Origin of the sequence: Erythrobacter westpacificensis, from assembly GCF_039542285.1 — a bacterium.
In the GTDB taxonomy this organism is placed as follows: Bacteria; Pseudomonadota; Alphaproteobacteria; order Sphingomonadales; family Sphingomonadaceae; genus Alteraurantiacibacter; species Alteraurantiacibacter westpacificensis.
This window is the reverse complement of sequence record NZ_BAABHV010000010.1, coordinates 214,538-231,708: the sequence shown is the minus strand read 5'-3', so window position 1 is coordinate 231,708 and position 17,171 is coordinate 214,538. Positions and strand designations below refer to the sequence as shown.

Sequence of the window (17,171 nt, the reverse complement as noted above, 5' to 3'; positions counted from 1 at the left end):
TCCCTGTTTGCGGCCGTTAGAAGCGGACACGCGCCCCGATTGCAAACTGACGCCCGATCGGGTTGGCCGCCGTCGCATCGTAACCGCCGCTGCCGTTACCGCTAGGCGCCAGGTTGACGTAGGGCGGATCGGCATCGAACAGGTTGCGCACCTCCGCCGTCAGTTCAAGGTCGGCCATCGGAATCGCGAAGCTGTCCGCCACGCGCCAGGTCAGCGTCAGGTCCACCGGCGTGAAGCTATCGACGTCCTGCGACGGTGTCACCAGGTTGTTGGTATAGCCACCGACATGGGTCGCCATGACGCGTGCGGAGATCGGACCGTGGTCCCAGTTGGCAAAGGCTCGGGCCTTGAAGCGCAACGGCTGGAAGATGATGTTGAGCTGATCCGTAAGGTTGGCCTGCGGCGCGACGGCGACCTCGTAATCGGTGAGGTAGGTGCCCGACGCGCCCAGCCGCAGCAGGTCGTTGGGGCCTAGGTCGAGCATGTAGTTCACGCTGAAATCGATGCCCCGGGTGATCGACTTGCCGAGGTTGCGCGAGCGGCCATCCACGAACACGTCGATGTTGGAAAGGCTGCCGCCCGGGAATGCCCCGAGGACGTTCACGCCGGAGTCGATCAGGGACTGGATCTGGTCCTGCGCGGCCTGACCTCGAAGGACGACGCCGGTCCCGGCGAACTGCGCTTCCTGGCCGAGGATGGCGAGGTTCGACAGGTTCGCGCTCACCTGGTTGTCGTAGGCGACGTCGAAGTAGGTGAGCGAGAGGCGCAGTCGGTCCACCGGCTCCCAGTCGGCACCGAACGACCACGTGGTCGCGGTTTCGGGGCCGAGGTCGAGGTTGGGTCCCGAGAGGGCCACACCCACGATCGGCGCACCGCCGCCCGGGTTCTGGTAGTTCTGCACGAACAGATTGTTGCTGTTCCCGTAGATCTCGGGGATCGTCGGCGCGCGGAACGACGTGCCGTAGCTGCCGCGCAGCGTCAGGCGGTCGGTCGGCATCCAGTTGACGCCGAACTGCGGGTTCGTGGTGTTGCCTGCATCGCTGTAGCTGTCGTGACGGATGGCGGCGACGAATTCCAGCTCCTCGAAACCGGGCCGCGCGTTGCTGCCGCCGAACAGGGGAAGCAGCATTTCGGCATAGACCGAGTCGACCTTGCGGTCGAAGGTCCGGAACGAGATCTGGTTGGTCGGCGCGCCGCGGGCAACACCGAGGTCGACCGAGAATTCCTGCCGTTCGTAACCGACGGCCAGGCGAACCTCGCCGCCGGGCAGCTCGAACAGCGGCCCGCTGGCGCCGGCTTCGTAGAAAGTCAGCTGCCCGTTGGTGGGCGCGAGGAAGATCTGGTTGAAGATGTTGTCTAGAACGGACTGGCTGGTGCGCCCGCCGCCGTAGGGATCGAACGCGGTATCGGGGTCGGAACTGGCGAGCGCCGCGTTGAGGGCAGCGTTGTTCACACCGTCGTAGGAGCCGGAGAAATCGCGCGTTTCGCCGTAGGCAACAAGCGCCTCGATGGTCCAGTCGAACGGCAGTTCGACGCGCAGGCCGGGCGAGATCTGCCAGCTTTCGGCCGAGCCTTCCGACTTGGTGAGATCGACGTCGTCAGCGAAGCTGTAGTCGATCTGATAGCTGGTGCCGGTAAAGCCCGGCGGGCGCACGAAGAACGCGTTGGTTTCGGGCACGGTCAGCCGGGTGGAAGGCCGCGCGCTGAGCCGGGTGAATTTACGCTTGGAATAGAACCCGTCGTAGAAAATCTCGAGCCAGTCGGTCAGTTCGAAGGTGCCGGTCGAGTTGAATGAATCGTATTTCTGCTCGGGGATCAGGTCCTGCCCGATCAGGCCGTCGCAAAGGTTGGCAGTGCCCGCCACGATGGCGCCGGCATTGGCCTGCGTGTACTGGTCGGGCAGGGCATAGGTGGTGCCGTTGGCGATCAGCGTGCCCGGCGCGCAGCGGGTAACGCGGTAGTCGTTGCCGCCAAACGGCGTCTGGTCGGAAACGAAGAAATCCCGGTCGTCGCCGCTCAGGTTGGAGCGTTCGACATGCTCGTAGGCGAACATGACCTGTCCGCGATCGAAGCGGAAGCCGGCGGCCGCGCCGACAGACCATTCGTCGAATGCGCCGTCCTCCGACGTGCCGTAGCGACCGAACGCCTCGACCCCGTCGAGCGAGCGGCGCGGGATGATGTTCACCACGCCCGCCACGGCATCGGAACCGTAGATGGCCGAAGCGCCATTGGCGACGACGTCGATCCGCTCCACGCCCAACGTCGGCAATACCGATGGGTCGGTCGAGCGGCTGTTGTTCACCACGCGGTGGCCGTCGATCAGCACCAGCGTTGCATAGGGACCGATCCCGCGCAGGTTCACGCTGTTGCCGTAGGTGATGTTGCCCGAACCGCCGGCCTGCCCGCGCGAGTTCTCGGAAACGCCGAGATCGAAGACCTGCGGCAGTTCGCGAATCACGCGGTCGATGGTGACGGCGCCGGAATTCTCGATCTCGTCCCGGCCTAGCACGGTCGCAGTGGCACCGACGGGTGCTTCCCCGGTGCTGACGCGGCTGCCGGTGACGATGATGACTTCTTCGCCATCGACCTCGTTGTCCTGCTCCTGCCCCATCGCGGGGGTTGCCAGGCAGGCTGCGGCCACCGAGGCGCCGCAGTAGAGCGCGTTACGGAACGCCGCGAAACTTTTCTTACCCCTGGTCATAGCTTCTCTCCCAAATCCGCCCGAAACTTGCTGTCCGGTTCGCGAATAATGACGGACCCTCGGCCCGCTGCGGCCCGTTGTTTCCCGCTGGGGCGCGTCATCCGCAAGCGAAAAGTGGATGACGAAATTGTTGACAATATCATTGGCAAGGTGTCAGTTTCCGGACATGGACGAAATTGCCAAGGCCTTGCCCAAAAGCGGCCCGCCCGCTCCCGAAATTGCCGACTGGATCCGCTCGCAGATCCGCGCCAGCCGCTTCGTGCCGGGGCAGCGCCTGGTGGAGGTCGACATCATCCGCCGAACCGGGGGAAGCCGCTCGAAGGTGCGCGAGGCGTTCCAGCGGCTGGCTGCCGAGGGCCTGCTGGAGATCGAGGAATTTCGCGGCGCTTCGGTGCGCGAGGCGTCGCTGGAGGAAGTGAGCCAGCTTTACCGCGCCCGTGCGGCACTGGAAGGTATCTGCGCTGCCGATTTCACTCGCGTGGCCACGGACGACGACAAGCAGCAATTGCGCGAAATTGCCGAGAAGATGGAGACCTGCGTTGAGGCAGGGTCGGCGGAACAGTTCGGCAAGCTCAACTCCGATTGGCATTCGATGATCATGCGCGTCACCGGCAACCACGTGATCGCGGAACTGGTCTCGCGCCTCAACACGCCGGTCCATCACCTGCTGTTCCAGAGCTTCTATCGCGGCAACCGGATGACGAAGGCCATTGAGGATCACCGCGCGATCCTGGATGCGATCATGAACGACGATCCCGAAGGGGCGGAGAAAGCGATGCGGCAGCACGTCGAAAACGGGCTGGAGTTCCTTACCTCGCTCGACAAGGCGCTGTTCGGCAACTGACGGTTCGCGGCGAACGCAGGCTATTTCTCCTCCACCCAGTCGCGCGTGATGCTGCGGGTGGCGAGCAGCATCAGGATGCCCGCCACGATGTAGAGCGGCAGGGCGGTAAGGATCGAGATGCGCAGCGATTCATCGCCGTAGACAGGCGCGTAAATGTCCGAGATCAGGCCGAGCGCGTAGATCCCGCCGCCAAGGCCGATCAGGTTGTTGATGAGAAGGAAGATTGCCGAGGCCGTCGCCCGCGCGCGAGGCTCCACCAAGTGCTGCACCGCCGTCAGCACGGGGCCGAACCAGACGTAATTCAGGCCCTGCGGAATGAGGAACAGCAGGAAGGCCGCGACAAGGCTGTCTGTCAGCACGCCGGCGGCATAGATCGGCGCGCCCACGATGAAGGCGATGGCGGGCAGGCGCGGATACCACTTGCGGTTGCTGCCCAGCCTGTCTGCCAGTGCGCCGCCCGCCAGCATCCCCGTCACCCCGCCGATCAGCAGCACGCCGCCGGTAAACAGCGCCGCGCCCCACAGGTCCAGCTCGAAACTGCGGATCAGGAAGCTGGGTTTCCAGAAGCCGATGCCATAGCCGAGCATCGAGCTGAAGGCCGCGCCGAAGGCCATGAACCAGAACGAGGGTTTCTTCGCGAGGATCAGGAACACCGACCCAATCGACTGCCCACCGTGCGAGCTCGCATCGGAGCTTTCCGGCCTCGGCACGTCCTTCACCAGCAGCTTGAACACAGGCGCGATCAGAATGCCTAGGCCGCCCATCACGAAGAAGGCCACGCGCCAGTCGATCGTCGAGGCGATCCAGCCGCCGCCCATCACCCCGATGGCGCTGCCGATGGGAATGCCGAGCGAATAGATCGCCAGCGCCGTCGCCCGGCGGCGCGGCGGGAAGTAGTCGCCGATGATGGCATAACTGGGCGCGACGCCGCCCGCCTCCCCCACGCCCACGCCCACGCGGGCGAGGAAGATGTGCAGGAAGTTCTGCGCCATGCCGCACAGCGCGGTGAACGCGCTCCAGAACACCAGCGCGATGGTGATGACCCAGCTGCGACTGGTGCGGTCTGCCACGGCGGAGAGCGGCACGGCCAGCGTGGAATAGAGGACGGCGAAAGCGAGACCGCCGAGCAGACCCATCTCGCTGTCCGACAGGCCGAGGTCGGCCTGGATCGGCGCCGCCAGAATCGACAGCATCATGCGGTCGAGGAAATTGAAGATGTAGACCAGCAGCAGCATGGCCAGGACGATGCTGGCCCTTGCCGGAAGTGCTCGTGCCGGAGCGTCTGCGGTTTGCGTCATGCTGCGTAGTCCTGGATAGGGAAATGGTCGGAGGCCGGATCGGCGGACCCGGCCTCCTTTCGCCCGAAACAGCGCGTCCCGAGAGATGGAGTGGGGCGCGGCGTTGTGGAGCGAAAGGGTGTCATGCGAAGGGCCGCTCCTCGGCCCAGCCCATGTCGGGCATCGCAGTGGAAACGGTGTCGGGATATCGCGCATCGCGCTTCTCCCTGAAGGCAGCGATGCCTTCGCGCACGTCGGCAGATCGCCCGCGCGAAGCAAAGACGCGGCTGTCCACGCGGTGCATGTCCATCGGATGCGCCATCGTCTGACCCTGCCACATCAGTTGCCGGGCCAGCGCCACCGAAACGGGCGCGGAGGCGGAGGTCATTTCCAGCGCCTTTTCCTTCGCGGCATCCAGCAGGGCTTCGGGCGCATGGAGCGACTGGACCAGTCCTGCCTCCACTGCTTCCTGAGCGCCGAAGACGCGGCCCGAGAATGTCCAGTCGAGCGCCTTGGCCATTCCCACGATCCGCGGCAGGAACCAGCCGGAGCAGGCTTCCGGCGTCACCCCGCGGCGGGAGAACACGAAGCCGTAGCGCGAATCCTCGGCAGCCATGCGCCAGTCCATCGGCAGTTGCATCGTCGCCCCGATGCCAACCGCCGCCCCGTTGGACGCGGCGATCACCGGTTTCAGGCTGCGGAAGATGCGCAGCGTCACCATGCCGCCGCCGTCGCGGTCCGGCCCACCCACGTCTTCGCGGCCCGTACGCTTGTCGTAGTCGAAAGTGTCGCCCCCGCTGCCGAGATCGGCTCCGGCGCAGAACGCACGGCCGGAACCTGTCAGAATCACCGCGCGCACGGCGTCGTCCGCATCGGTCAGGTCAAACAGCGCAAGCAGGTCCCTGATCATGGCCGGATTGAAGGTGTTCATCTGGTCCGGCCGGTTGAACGTCGCCACCGCCAGTCCGCTGTCGATCGCCAGATCGAGGGTCTGAAAATCAGCCATCCAGTTTCTCTCCATAAAGCGCGCGGGCGTCCTCTTCATAATCGGGGTAGCTCGCCTTCAGCGAGGCGAGATTGAGCAGCATGGTCGCGACCGGGCGCTGCCCGCCGGGGCGGAAGATGCGGTATTCGACCCACAGCGACTCGGTTTTGCGGCTGCCGGTGCGGGCGATCACCTCACGGGTGATCTCGTAGGTTTCGCCGACGAGCAGCGGCCCGTCGCGCAGGCTGATTTCCTGGTCCGCGAACAGGCCGACGCTGGGGCGGCGCACGGCGAACGGCTCGTGGTCGGCGATGGAGTTCGCCAGCACGGAGATCATTTCGAACGGCAGTTCGCGCTCGAACCGTGTGTTGCGTTCGGTGATGGCCTCCAGCTTGTCGGCCAGGCTGAAGGGGTAGAGGTCGCCCATGTGCGTGTCGCGATCCATCGTGACGGCCTTGCGCGAGGTGCGCGTGCCGACGGGCACGTCTGCCACCAGCACGGGATCGGCCAGCGGCTCCAGCCTTGCGAGGCGGGCGCGCAGGAAACTGAGCGGGGCATCCGGGCCGACCGACATGGAGCCGGTGAGAACTTCCGTGCCGTCCTCTTTCTCCATGCGGATCGCGGCGTAGTCGGGCCGCTCTTCGTCCACGCTCGCCAGGCCGCGTACGGCTTCGCCCTCGAACACGGGCGCGCGGTAATGGGCGGAGATGCAGCCGGTGCGCCGCCATTCCTCGCCCCACAGGGCTTCGGCCAGCGGTTCGAACTGCGAGAAATGCGTCGGCCCCTCTATCGTGCCGCCGGAAAAGCCCAGCTTCTGCGCGGTGCCATCGTCGTGGATCGACGCGCTGCCCGAAACCGATTGCGCGCCCAGCATCTGGCGCGGGCGACGGTATGGCCCCGTCAGCGTGTCGCCGTCGCGCACGATATCGGTCCTGAACCCCGTCATGCCAGCAGGGCCGGCAGGCGCTGGGCGGCGATGCCGCGCGCCTCTTCCATGATGCGCCCGATCAGTTCGGCCACGGTCGGTACGTCGTGGATCAGCCCTTGCGCCATGCCAGCCCAGTACAGGCCGTTGTCGAGGTTGCCTTCCTCCATCACGTTCTTCCCGCGCGCCCCGGCCACCAGATGAGCGACATCCTGGAACTCGGCATCGGGCCGCGAAAGAAGGTCCACCACCTCGTCGGAGACGCTGTTCTTGCCCACCCGGGCGGTGTTGTGGAGGTTGCGGAAGATGAGGTTCGTGTCCCGCTCCGTACTGGCGACGATCTTGTCCTTCACGTTCGCGTGGATCTGGCATTCCTGCGTGGCGAGGAAGCGGGTGCCCATGTTCACCCCTTCGGCCCCCAGCGCCAGCGCCGCCACCAGCCCGCGCCCGTCGGCGATGCCGCCGCTGGCGATGATCGGGATATCCAGCGCGTCGGCGGCGGCGGGGATCAGGATCAGGCCGCCGATATCGTCTTCCCCCGGATGGCCCGCGCATTCGAAACCGTCGATGGAGATCACGTCCACGCCCATGCGCTGCGCCGACAGGGCATGGCGCACGGCGGTGCACTTGTGGATCACCTTCACGCCGTTGGCCTTGAAGTCCTCGACATGCTCCTGCGGGCGGTGTCCGGCGGTCTCCACGATGGAGATGCCCGCCTCGATGATCGCCTGCCGGTATTCGGCATAGGGCGGCGGCTTCATTGTCGGCAGGATGGTGAGGTTGACGCCGAAGGGCTTGTCCGTCCGCTCCCGCGTGGCGGCGATTTCCTTCGTCAGGTCTTCCGGCGTGGGCTGCGTCAGCGCGGTGAGCACGGCAAGGCCACCAGCCTCCGCGACGGCAGCGACGAGCGGCGCGCGGCCCACCCATTGCATGCCGCCCATCATGATTGGATGCTCCACCCCGAACATTGCGGTGAACCGGTTGCGCATGCTCTCTCCCTCACGCGATTCGTGATCGGCATCATCCATCACGAAGCGCCCGCTGGCAACGGGCAATTCGCGTTTTTTGAATGCACGGAATGTGGAAGCGCCCTAGGCATTAGGTATCAGCCGAAGGAGAAGTATGGTCAGCCGAGGGTTACGACCACCTTGCCTACCGCTTTGCGTTCCGCCAGTCGCCGGATTGCCGCGCCGCCTTCTTGCAAAGGGTAGGTGCGGTCGATGCGGGGGCTGATCGTGCCGTCCTGCCACCAGCGGATCAGCTGTTCGACATGCTCGGCATTGCGCCGCGGATCGCGCATGACGAAGCCGCCCCAGAACACCCCGCGCACGTCGCAGCTTTTCAGCAGCGTCAGGTTGAGCGGCAGCTTCGGGATGCCCGCCGGGAAGCCGACGACGAGGTAACGCCCCTCCCACGCGATGCTGCGTAGCGCAGGCTCGCAATAGTCGCCGCCGACCGGATCGTAGATAACGTCGGCGCCGCTAGGACCCACGGCTTCCTTGAACGCGGCGGAAAGCGCCTTGCTTTCATCCTTGGCGAACGGCGCGCGACCATAGATCAGCGTTTCGTCCGCGCCCGCCGCACGCGCCGCCTCGGCCTTCTCCTCGCTCGACACTGCGGCGACGACGCGCGCGCCCATGGCCTTGCCGATCTCGACCGCCGCCAGCCCCACGCCGCCCGCCGCGCCGAGCACCAGCAGTTTCTGGCCTTGGCTCAGCTCGCCGCGATCCTTCAGCGCATGGATGGTGGTGGCATAGGTCATCAGCAGGGCGGAGCCTTCCACCGGGTCAACTCCCTCGGGCAGGCGGAATGCGCGCTGCGCGTCGACGACGATCTGCTCCGCCAATCCGCCGAAGCCGGTGACGGCGATCAGCCGGTCGCCCGCGGTCCATCGTTCCACGCCCTCGCCCACCGCAACGACTTCGCCGGCGAATTCCGCGCCGGGCGCGAAGGGGCGGGGCGGGCGCATCTGGTACTTGTCCTCGATGATCAGCACGTCGGGATAGTTGATCGCGCAGGCGAGCACGCGCACCGCCAGTTCGCCCTTGCCGGGCGTGGGCGCGTCGACCTCTGTGAGTTCCAGCGTTTCGGGGCCGCCGGGTTGGCGCGAGAGCAGTGCCTTGATGATCTTTACTCCGTTACGAAGGGATGGGTTCGAGCAGCCGCGACCGCAGCGCGGCCTGCACGGCATCGTCGATGCCGATGGCCTCGAAATAGGCGGTGAGCGATCCGTACTCGCGGTCGATCCCGGCAAAGGCGCTTTCGAGAAAAGCGGGCCGGGCCGATCGCATCACGGCAATCGCTTCGGGCGGAAACGCCTCGCGCATGGCGCCTTGCGCCCGCGCGCCGCCATCGCGGCCGGTGAACAGGGAGCGCGCCATGTCGTCCTCGCTGGCGACGATCCTGTCGGTCATCGCGTAGTCGTCCAGCACGAGATCGCGTGGCACGCCGAGCGCGCTCAGCACCAGCGCCGCCGCCATGCCGGTGCGGTCCTTGCCTGCCGAGCAATGGATGATGCACGGCGCGGCCCTGTCGGCGATGTGCCGGATGATGCCGGAAAAGGCGTGGCTCATCGTGCGCGGAAGCTCGGCGTAGAAATCCAGCATCAGCGCTTCTGCGCCGCCCGCGTCCTGCGGATAGTCCCGCGCCATGTCGACAAGCCGTCGCTTGTGCCCTGGCGGCCACGTATGGAATGCGAGGTGCGAGGCTTGCCACGCGGTTGGGTCGGCCTCCCGCTCGCGGGGTGCGCGCAGGTCGAACACGGTGGCGATTCCCGCCGCTTCGAGCGCGGCGATGTCACCTTTTGTCAGTTGCGACAGACGGTTGGAGCGGAACAATACGCCTCGCCGCACTTTCCGGCCGTCTCTTGCGGGATAGCCACCGAAATCGCGGAAGTTCGCTGCGCCTTCGAGTTCGACGATGCGCGCCCTGTCTTCCGGCCCGAGAGTCATTCCCCGGCCAGGATGGTGTCCGGATCGGCAAACATGCCGCGCGTCAGGCACGAGGCGTAGAGCCGGATCGCGGTCTCGCGCTCCATCGTGGCCGCCCATTTGCGCAGGTCGTAGGCGGAATTGAGCATGGCGGTGATGGTCTGGCTGGCGATCATCGGATTCACCACGCGGATCGATCCCTCCTGCGCGCCGTCCACCAGCGTATTGCCGAAACGCAGCGCGGTCTGGTCGGATTTCGCCAGAACTTCGGTGCGCACGTCGGCGGGCAGCGCCTGTAGCGCAGATGTACGTGTGAGCGGGAATTCGCCCTCGAACTGCAGGTCCATGAAGTGCGCCATCATCGCTTCGAGATGCTGCCACTGCGTCTCGCCCGCGCTGGCGGCCGCCTGCTGCACCGCGGCCATGCGGCTGAAGGAGCGGCGGAAGCACTCGGCGATCAGGTCGTCCTTTGCGTCGAGGTGATGGTAGAAGCTGCCCTTCGTCACCTGCAATTCCTCGACGATGCGCGTGACGCTGGCCCCGCGATAGCCGCTCTCGTTGATGAGCCGGGTGGCGACCCCAAGGAAATTGGGCGCGCCGCGCTCCTCGTCGCCGACGGGTTCTCCGTCCGCGCCGGGCGGCAATGCGATCGGCGACCATGCGGTTTCGGGCAGGGCGAGGCCGTGGTCGAACAGGTCGAACAACTGGCGGTGCACGCGCGGGAATTCGTCTGCCGGGAAACGCGCCAGCCACACCGGCATCCAGAAAATGGTTTCCTGCAACAGGTGCGTTCGCGCCGTGATCAGCGGCTTCGCCTCTTCGGGGAAATCGCCCCACAGCGCACGCGTGGCGCGGAACAGGTCTACGTATTGCTCCAGCAAAGGCTCGCGGATCGCATCGTCCAGCGTGCGCACTTCGGACAGCGTGGCGATGGGCACATCGGAGCCATCGATCACGGCGGCGCGCAGGTCGATGTGAAGCTGCAGCAGGCGGCGCACGCGTTCGCGGGGTGTGCCTTCCTTTGCCGCCTCGTCCACGTATTCGCGCAGGCGACCAATGGCGCGTTCGAACACGGCGGCGGCCAGCACGTCCTTGCGCGGGAAGTAGTAGGTGACGCTGGTGGTGCTCAGTTCCACGGCCTGCGACACGGCCTGCAGGGTTGTCGCCTTGGCACCGTGCTCGTTGATCAGGTTCGTCGCCGCATCCAGCAAGGCATCGCGCTTGCGCCGGTAACGCTGTCCGCGCTGGGGTCCCCCTGCCGCCCCGGAAGTCTCGATTGCTTTCGCGTCCATCGGTCTTCCATGCCGCAAACGGGCTCGTTCGCCAAGCAAAAGGATAAACGGAAATTGGTTGTCCTCGGCCAAGTTTCGAACGTATGGTATCCTCAAATGCATAAAACGAGGTGCCTAGATGACTGATAGCGGCCAGGAACAGTTTGCCGATCTCGATGGTGACAGCCTGGCGCGTTGGCTTGGTGAAAATACCGCGCTTGAAGGGGCGATCGAGAAGGTCGTTAAGTTTTCCGGCGGCCAGTCGAACCCTACCTACCGGATGGAGTGTGGCGGGAAGAGCTACGTCCTGCGGCGCAAGCCGTTCGGCAGGATCCTGCCTTCCGCTCATGCGGTGGAGCGCGAGTTCCGGCTGATCAGCGCGCTGCACCCGCTCGGTCTGCCGGTGGCGAAGCCCCATGCGCTGTGCGAGGATGAAAGCGTCATCGGCTCCCCGTTCTACATCATGGACATGGTGGAAGGCCGGGTGTTCTGGGACGGCGCGCTGCCCGATTGCGCGAGGGAGGAACGCGCCCCCATCTACCACGCGATGGTCGATACGCTGGCGCGGATCCACGCCGTCGATCCGCAGGAAGCGGGACTGGGCGGCTACGGGGCACCCGGCAACTATTTCGAGCGGCAGGTGGGCCGCTGGACCAAGCAGTACCGCGCTTCCCAGACAGACGACCTTGCTGCCGTCGAAGGCCTCATCGAGTTCCTGCCCGACACCGTGCCCGAGCAGGAGCGCACCAGCATCATCCACGGCGACTACCGTATCGACAACCTGATCTACGCCCCCGATGCGCCGGAAGTGCGCGCGGTGCTGGACTGGGAGCTTTCCACGCTGGGCGATCCCCTGGCGGATTTCACCTACCTCGCGATGAACTGGGCGCTGCCCCGGCAGGGTCGCAACGCGCAGCTTGGCGGGCTGGACCTGGAGGAGCTGGGCATCCCCTCTCTGGAGGAGATCACCCGCCGGTATTGCGAGGCTACGGGCCGCAGCAGCGTGCCCGACATGAACTGGTACTTCGCCTACAATCTCTTCCGCCTCGTCGGCATCCTGCAGGGCATCAAGAAGCGCATCATCGACGGCAACGCCTCCAGCAAGGACGCGCAGAAGAAGGCCGCCATGGTCGAGCCGCTGGCCGATGCAGCCCTTAATTTCGCCAAGAAGGCCGGAGCCTGAATTTTACAAGCTATTGCAAGGAGTAAATCCCATGTCGCTGTTCGATTGCACCGGTAAGGTTGCCGTCATCACCGGCTCGTCGCGCGGGATCGGCCGCGCCATCGCCGAAGAGCTGGCCGCCCACGGCGCGCGCGTCGTCATTTCCAGCCGGAAGCAGGATGCCTGCGAGGACGTGGCCGCCGCGATCAACGCGAAACACGGGGAGGGCACCGCCGTCGCCATCGCCGCCAGCATTTCCGAGAAGGAAGCGCTGGAACGGCTCGTCGAGCAAACGCACGAGAAGCTCGGCCCGATCGACATTCTCGTCTGCAACGCGGCGAGCAATCCCTACTACGGTTCGATGGACGGGATCACGGACGAGCAGTTCCGCAAGATCCTCGACAACAACGTGCTCTCCAACCACTGGCTGGTGCAGCTGGCTCTGCCTGACATGCGGGCGAGCGGCGGGGGCGCGATCATCGTGGTCTCCAGCATCGGCGGCCTGCGCGGATCGGCCATGATCGGCGCCTACAACATCTCGAAAGCGGCGGATTTCCAGCTTGTGCGCAACTACGCCGTGGAAGTCGGCAAGGACAATATCCGCATCAACGCCATCGCCCCCGGCGTGGTGAAGACGGACTTCGCCCGCGCCCTGTGGGAGGATCAGAAGGCGCACGATCGCACCGCCGCCGTCACCCCCATGCGCAGGCTGGGCGAGCCGCGCGATATCGCCGGGGCGGCGGTCTACCTCGCCAGCGATGCGGGCGCTTGGATGACGGGGCAGATGATGGTGATCGACGGCGGCGTCACCATCGGATCGGGCATGTAATGGGCCAGCTTTCCGGCAAGGTGGCCTGCATCACGGGCGCGGCTTCCGGCATCGGCCGGGCGAGCGCGCTGCTGTTTGCATCCGAGGGTGCAAAGGTCGTCGCGTTCGACCGCTCCTCCAGCGTTGCCGACACGGTGGAAGCGGTGAAGGATGCTGGCGGGCAGGCCATCGGCATGACGGGCGACGCGGCGGATGAAGCCGATATCGCCGCGCTGGTGAGCCAGGCGCGCGAGGCCTTCGGTGGCCTCCACATCTTCTTCGCCAACGCCGGGATCACCGGCACGGCGCGGGAGGGGTTCTTCGACAGCGATGCCGCGAACTGGACCGAGGTATTGCGCGTCAACCTGATCGGTCCATTCTGCGCGGTGAAGCATGCCGCGCCTGCTATCAGCGAAAGCGGCGGCGGGGCGATCGTCTGCACCGCCTCGGTTGCCGGCCTGCGTTCCGGTGCGGGGCCTGCGCCCTACTCGGCATCGAAGGCGGGCGTGATCAACCTGGTGCAGACGGCGGCGCAGCAGCTTGCTGGCACTAAGGTGCGGATCAACGGCATCTGCCCCGGCCTGATCGAGACGGGGATGACCGCGCCGCTCTACGAGAATGCGCGGGCGAAGGGACTGGAGGACAGGATCGGCTTGCTCAACCCGCTGGGGCGCGGCGGCGAACCCGAAGAGATCGCGAAGGTCGCCCTGTTCCTCGCATCCGACGCTGCCAGCTACGTTCACGGACAGATCACCGTGGTCGACGGCGGGCTCTCCACATCGCACCCGGTCACGCGGCCTCCGGGCCTTGCGAGAGGCTGACGGGCGGCACGGGGGCAAGGGCCCGGGAACGGACAGCAAGGGGCCGCAGGGCGATACACCGGGCGCAGCGATGCCGTGGCGGGGTGCGACGCTGCGCGCCCGCGCGCCCGCTCGGAGGATCCTGCAAAGCCGCTTGTCTGAAAACACGGTATGTCCTACGGCTGTGCGGGAAGCGGAGTCGCATGGGCCTTTTGCCCGTCCGCAGACGCAGCCAGTCGGAACGGGAGCAAGCATGTCCAAAGTCACCACCAAGCGCGAAGGCGAAGTCCTTGTCGTCACGCTCGACAATCCGCCCGTGAACGCCTTCTCCACCGAAGTCCGCAACGCGATGGCGGCCGCGGTCGAGGACGCAGCGAGCGATGACGGTGTGAAGGCCGTGGTGATCCGGGCGGAGGGACGCATGTTCTCCGGCGGGGCGGACATTACCGAATTCGGAAAAGCCCCGGTCCATCCGACGCTGCCCGAATTGATCGACTCCATCGAGAACCTCGACAAGCCGGTGGTCGCGGCGCTGAACGGCACGGCGCTGGGCGGCGGCTGCGAGATCGCGCTGGGCTGCAATTATCGCATCGGCGTGCCCGCAACGAAGATCGGCCTTCCCGAAGTGAAGATCGGCATCCTGCCCGGCGCGGGCGGCACCCAGCGCCTGCCGCGCGTGGTCGGCGTGGAGGAAGCCCTGCCCATCATCGTGACGGGCAACCCGGTTTCGGCGAAGAAGGCAGAGGCCATCGGCCTGCTCGACAGGATCGTGGCGCCGGAACGCCTGCGGGAAGAAGCCATCGCCTTCGCCCGCGAGGTGGCGGGGGGGAGCGAGCATCCCGTCTCCAGCAAGCGCACCGACAGGATCGACGCGCACGACCCCGGCGTGTTCAAGGCATTCCGCGAGAAGAACGCGCGCCGCCTGAAGGGTCTCGACGCACCGGCACGCTGCATCGAAGCGGTCGAACTGGCCACGCAGCTTTCCTACGACGAGGGCATCGCGAAGGAGCGCGAGTTCTTCATGGAACTGGTGATGGGCGACCAGTCGAAGGCCCTGCGCCACGTGTTCTTCGCAGAGCGGCAGGCGGGCAAGATCGACGGCTTGCCAAAGGACGCGGTGCCGCTGCCGATCCGCAAGGTCGGCATCATCGGCGCGGGCACGATGGGCGGCGGCATCGCGATGAACTTCCTCTCCGCCGGGTACGATGTCACCATCGTCGAGCGAGAGCAGGAAGCGCTGGATCGCGGTGTCGGCATCATCCGCAAGAATTACGATGCCACGGCGCGCAAGGGGCGGATGACCGAGGAGCAGGTCGAGAAAGCGATGGGCCACCTCAGCACTTCGCTCGATTACCAGGACCTCGCCGACTGCGACCTCGTGATCGAGGCGGTGTTCGAGCTGATGGCGATCAAGAAGGACGTGTTTGGCAAGCTGGACGCGATCTGCAAGCCGGACGCCATCATGGCCTCTAACACCAGCTATCTGGACGTGAACGAGATTGCCGCCTGCACCTCGCGGCCCGAGCAGGTGGTGGGCCTGCACTTCTTCTCGCCCGCCAACATCATGCGCCTGCTGGAAGTGGTTCGCGGCGAGAAAACCAGCCCGCAGGTGATGGCGACCGCGATGGATCTGGCCAAGAAAATCGGCAAGGTCGCGGTGGTTTCCGGCGTGTGCCACGGCTTCATCGGCAACCGCATGCTGGCGAAGCGGCAGGAGCAGGCGAGCGAACTGCTGATGGAAGGCGCGCGGCCCGCGCAGGTGGACAAGGTGCTGACCGATTTCGGTTTCCCGATGGGGCCGTTCCAGATGGCCGATCTTGCAGGGCTCGACATCGGCTGGGACCCGGAGAAGACGAGTAGCGCCACCGTGCGTGAAGTGCTGTGCGAGCGCGGGCGGCGCGGGCAGAAGACCGGCAAGGGCTTCTACGATTACGACGAAAACCGCCAGCGCACGCCGTCTGACGAAGTGGACGCTGTGATCGCCGACTTCGCCGCAAAGTCGGGCGAGGAGCAGCGCGATATCTCCGACGAGGAAATCCGCGAGCGGCTGCTCTATCCGATGGTGAACGAGGGCGCGCTCATCCTGGAGGAAGGCGTGTCCCAGCGCGCGAGCGACATCGATACCGTCTGGGTCAACGGCTACGGCTGGCCGCCGCACACCGGCGGGCCGATGTTCTGGGCCGATACCATTGGCCTCGATAGCGTGCTGGCGGGGCTGGAGAAGCACGGCATGGAAGTGAGCCAATTGCTGCGCGAAAAGGCGGCGAAGGGCGAGACTTTCAATGGCTGACGCGCTTGAAGGCTTCCGCCGAGAGGCGCGCGACTGGCTGGAGGAGAATTGCCCGGCCGAAATGCGCACACCCATGCGCAGCGAGAAGGACATCTGCTGGGGCGGGCGCAAGTTCACTTTCGCCAGCGACGCGCAGAAGCAATGGCTGGACGTGATGGCGCAGCGCGGCTGGACCGTGCCCGACTGGCCGAGAGAATACGGCGGCGGCGGTCTGTCGCCTGCCGAGGCCAAGGTGCTGAAGCAGGAAATGGCGGCGCTCGGCTGCCGGGTGCCGTTGCAAAGCTTCGGCATATCCATGCTCGGCCCCGCGCTGCTGAAGTACGGCACCGAGGCGCAGAAGCTGGAACACCTGCCGAAGATCGCGCGCGGCGAGATCCGCTGGTGCCAGGGTTACAGCGAGCCGAACGCAGGCTCCGACCTTGCCAGCCTTTCTACCAGTGCAGAGGACAAGGGCGACCATTTCCTCGTCAACGGGCAGAAGGTGTGGACCAGCTATGCCGATCGGGCCGACTGGATCTTCTGCCTCGTTCGCACCGATACCTCGCAGAAGCAGGGCGGCATTTCCTTCCTGCTGTTCGACATGGAATCGGAAGGGGTTTCCACGAAGCCGATCAAGCTGATCAGCGGCGCATCTCCTTTCTGCGAGACCTTCTTCGACGATGTGAAAGTGCCGAAGGACCAATTGTTGGGAGAGGTCAACCAGGGCTGGACCGTCGCCAAGTACCTGCTCGGCCACGAGCGGGAGATGATCTCCGGCATGGGCGGGCGGGCGCAGGGGCCGTCGCTATCGGAATACGCACTCGGGAAGATCGGGCGCGACGAACAGGGGCGGCTGGACGACCCGGTGCTGCGCGCGCGTATCGCCCTGTACGAGGTGCGTGCCCACGCCTTCGCCGCAATGAGCGAGCGGTTCATCGACCGTCTGAAGGCAGGCAAGATTCACCCCGCGCAGCCCAGCATGATGAAATACTACGGCACCGAGCTGAACAAGGACCGTCACGAACTGCTGATGGCGGCGGGCGGCAGCGACGCGCTGGAATGGGATAGCGAGAATTCGGGTGGGGGAAAGGCCGCGCGCGGCTGGCTGCGCACGAAGGCCAATTCCATCGAAGGCGGGACGAGCGAAATCCAGCTCAATATCATCGCCAAGCGCATCCTCGAACTGCCGGAGGGCTGAC

Annotated in this window: 14 protein-coding genes; 6 read left to right on the top strand and 8 right to left on the bottom strand. The window is 65.8% G+C overall.

Annotation, left to right across the window (positions count from 1 at the left end):
* Positions 1-16: 16 nt before the first annotated feature.
* A complete protein-coding gene (locus ABFX23_RS09025) occupies positions 17-2,701 on the bottom strand; it encodes a TonB-dependent receptor plug domain-containing protein (RefSeq protein ID WP_346032766.1) in 2,685 nt (894 codons plus the stop codon).
* Between the two features lie 166 nt (positions 2,702-2,867).
* Here ABFX23_RS09025 and ABFX23_RS09020 point away from each other — a divergent pair, with 166 nt between their 5' ends.
* Positions 2,868-3,545 (top strand): GntR family transcriptional regulator, encoded by a 678-nt coding sequence (locus tag ABFX23_RS09020; RefSeq protein ID WP_346032765.1) that lies wholly within the window; start codon positions 2,868-2,870, stop codon positions 3,543-3,545.
* A gap of 20 nt (positions 3,546-3,565) precedes the next feature.
* Here the strand turns inward: ABFX23_RS09020 and ABFX23_RS09015 are convergent, their stop codons facing one another.
* The 7 genes from ABFX23_RS09015 to ABFX23_RS08985 all read right to left on the bottom strand — a co-directional run bounded on the left by ABFX23_RS09015 (position 3,566) and on the right by ABFX23_RS08985 (position 10,954).
* Positions 3,566-4,843 carry a spinster family MFS transporter gene (locus tag ABFX23_RS09015; protein ID WP_346032764.1) on the bottom strand — a complete coding sequence of 426 codons (1,278 nt, stop codon included), beginning with the start codon at positions 4,841-4,843 and terminating at the stop codon, positions 3,566-3,568.
* Positions 4,844-4,964: 121 nt separating this feature from the next.
* Entirely contained in the window at positions 4,965-5,828 is an 864-nt protein-coding gene (locus ABFX23_RS09010) for a crotonase/enoyl-CoA hydratase family protein (protein ID WP_346032763.1), read from the bottom strand.
* Positions 5,821-6,753, bottom strand: coding sequence for a hypothetical protein (locus ABFX23_RS09005; protein ID WP_346032762.1), 933 nt, complete (start codon positions 6,751-6,753; stop codon positions 5,821-5,823). The genes ABFX23_RS09010 and ABFX23_RS09005 overlap by 8 nt, the downstream gene beginning before the upstream one ends.
* Positions 6,750-7,760, bottom strand: coding sequence for an NAD(P)H-dependent flavin oxidoreductase (locus tag ABFX23_RS09000; RefSeq protein ID WP_346032761.1), 1,011 nt, complete (start codon positions 7,758-7,760; stop codon positions 6,750-6,752). Before ABFX23_RS09000 ends, ABFX23_RS09005 begins: the two co-directional genes overlap by 4 nt.
* Positions 7,761-7,858: 98 nt before the next feature.
* On the bottom strand, positions 7,859-8,857 hold the full coding sequence (locus tag ABFX23_RS08995) for an NADPH:quinone oxidoreductase family protein (protein WP_346033035.1): 999 nt from the start codon (positions 8,855-8,857) through the stop codon (positions 7,859-7,861).
* 13 nt (positions 8,858-8,870) lie between these two features.
* A complete protein-coding gene (locus ABFX23_RS08990; RefSeq protein WP_346032760.1) occupies positions 8,871-9,683 on the bottom strand; it encodes a tyrosine-protein phosphatase in 813 nt (270 codons plus the stop codon).
* Positions 9,680-10,954, bottom strand: coding sequence for a TetR/AcrR family transcriptional regulator (locus ABFX23_RS08985; protein ID WP_346032759.1), 1,275 nt, complete (start codon positions 10,952-10,954; stop codon positions 9,680-9,682). Before ABFX23_RS08985 ends, ABFX23_RS08990 begins: the two co-directional genes overlap by 4 nt.
* Positions 10,955-11,072: 118 nt before the next feature.
* Here ABFX23_RS08985 and ABFX23_RS08980 point away from each other — a divergent pair, with 118 nt between their 5' ends.
* The 5 genes from ABFX23_RS08980 (at position 11,073) to ABFX23_RS08960 (ending at position 17,170) form a co-directional block, all read left to right on the top strand.
* The gene (locus ABFX23_RS08980; protein ID WP_346032758.1) at positions 11,073-12,116 is read left to right on the top strand and encodes a phosphotransferase family protein; all 1,044 of its coding nucleotides are present in this window, start codon (positions 11,073-11,075) and stop codon (positions 12,114-12,116) included.
* A 31-nt stretch (positions 12,117-12,147) separates the two neighbouring features.
* Positions 12,148-12,924: an SDR family oxidoreductase gene (locus ABFX23_RS08975; protein WP_346032757.1), complete on the top strand. Its 777-nt coding sequence runs from the start codon at positions 12,148-12,150 to the stop codon at positions 12,922-12,924.
* Entirely contained in the window at positions 12,924-13,724 is an 801-nt protein-coding gene (locus ABFX23_RS08970) for an SDR family NAD(P)-dependent oxidoreductase (RefSeq protein ID WP_346032756.1), read from the top strand. The genes ABFX23_RS08975 and ABFX23_RS08970 overlap by 1 nt, the downstream gene beginning before the upstream one ends.
* A 232-nt stretch (positions 13,725-13,956) precedes the next feature.
* A complete protein-coding gene (locus ABFX23_RS08965; protein WP_346032755.1) occupies positions 13,957-15,993 on the top strand; it encodes a 3-hydroxyacyl-CoA dehydrogenase NAD-binding domain-containing protein in 2,037 nt (678 codons plus the stop codon).
* Complete coding sequence (locus ABFX23_RS08960; RefSeq protein WP_346032754.1) at positions 15,986-17,170, top strand: acyl-CoA dehydrogenase family protein; 1,185 nt, start codon at positions 15,986-15,988, stop codon at positions 17,168-17,170. The genes ABFX23_RS08965 and ABFX23_RS08960 overlap by 8 nt, the downstream gene beginning before the upstream one ends.
* Position 17,171 lies beyond the last annotated feature (1 nt).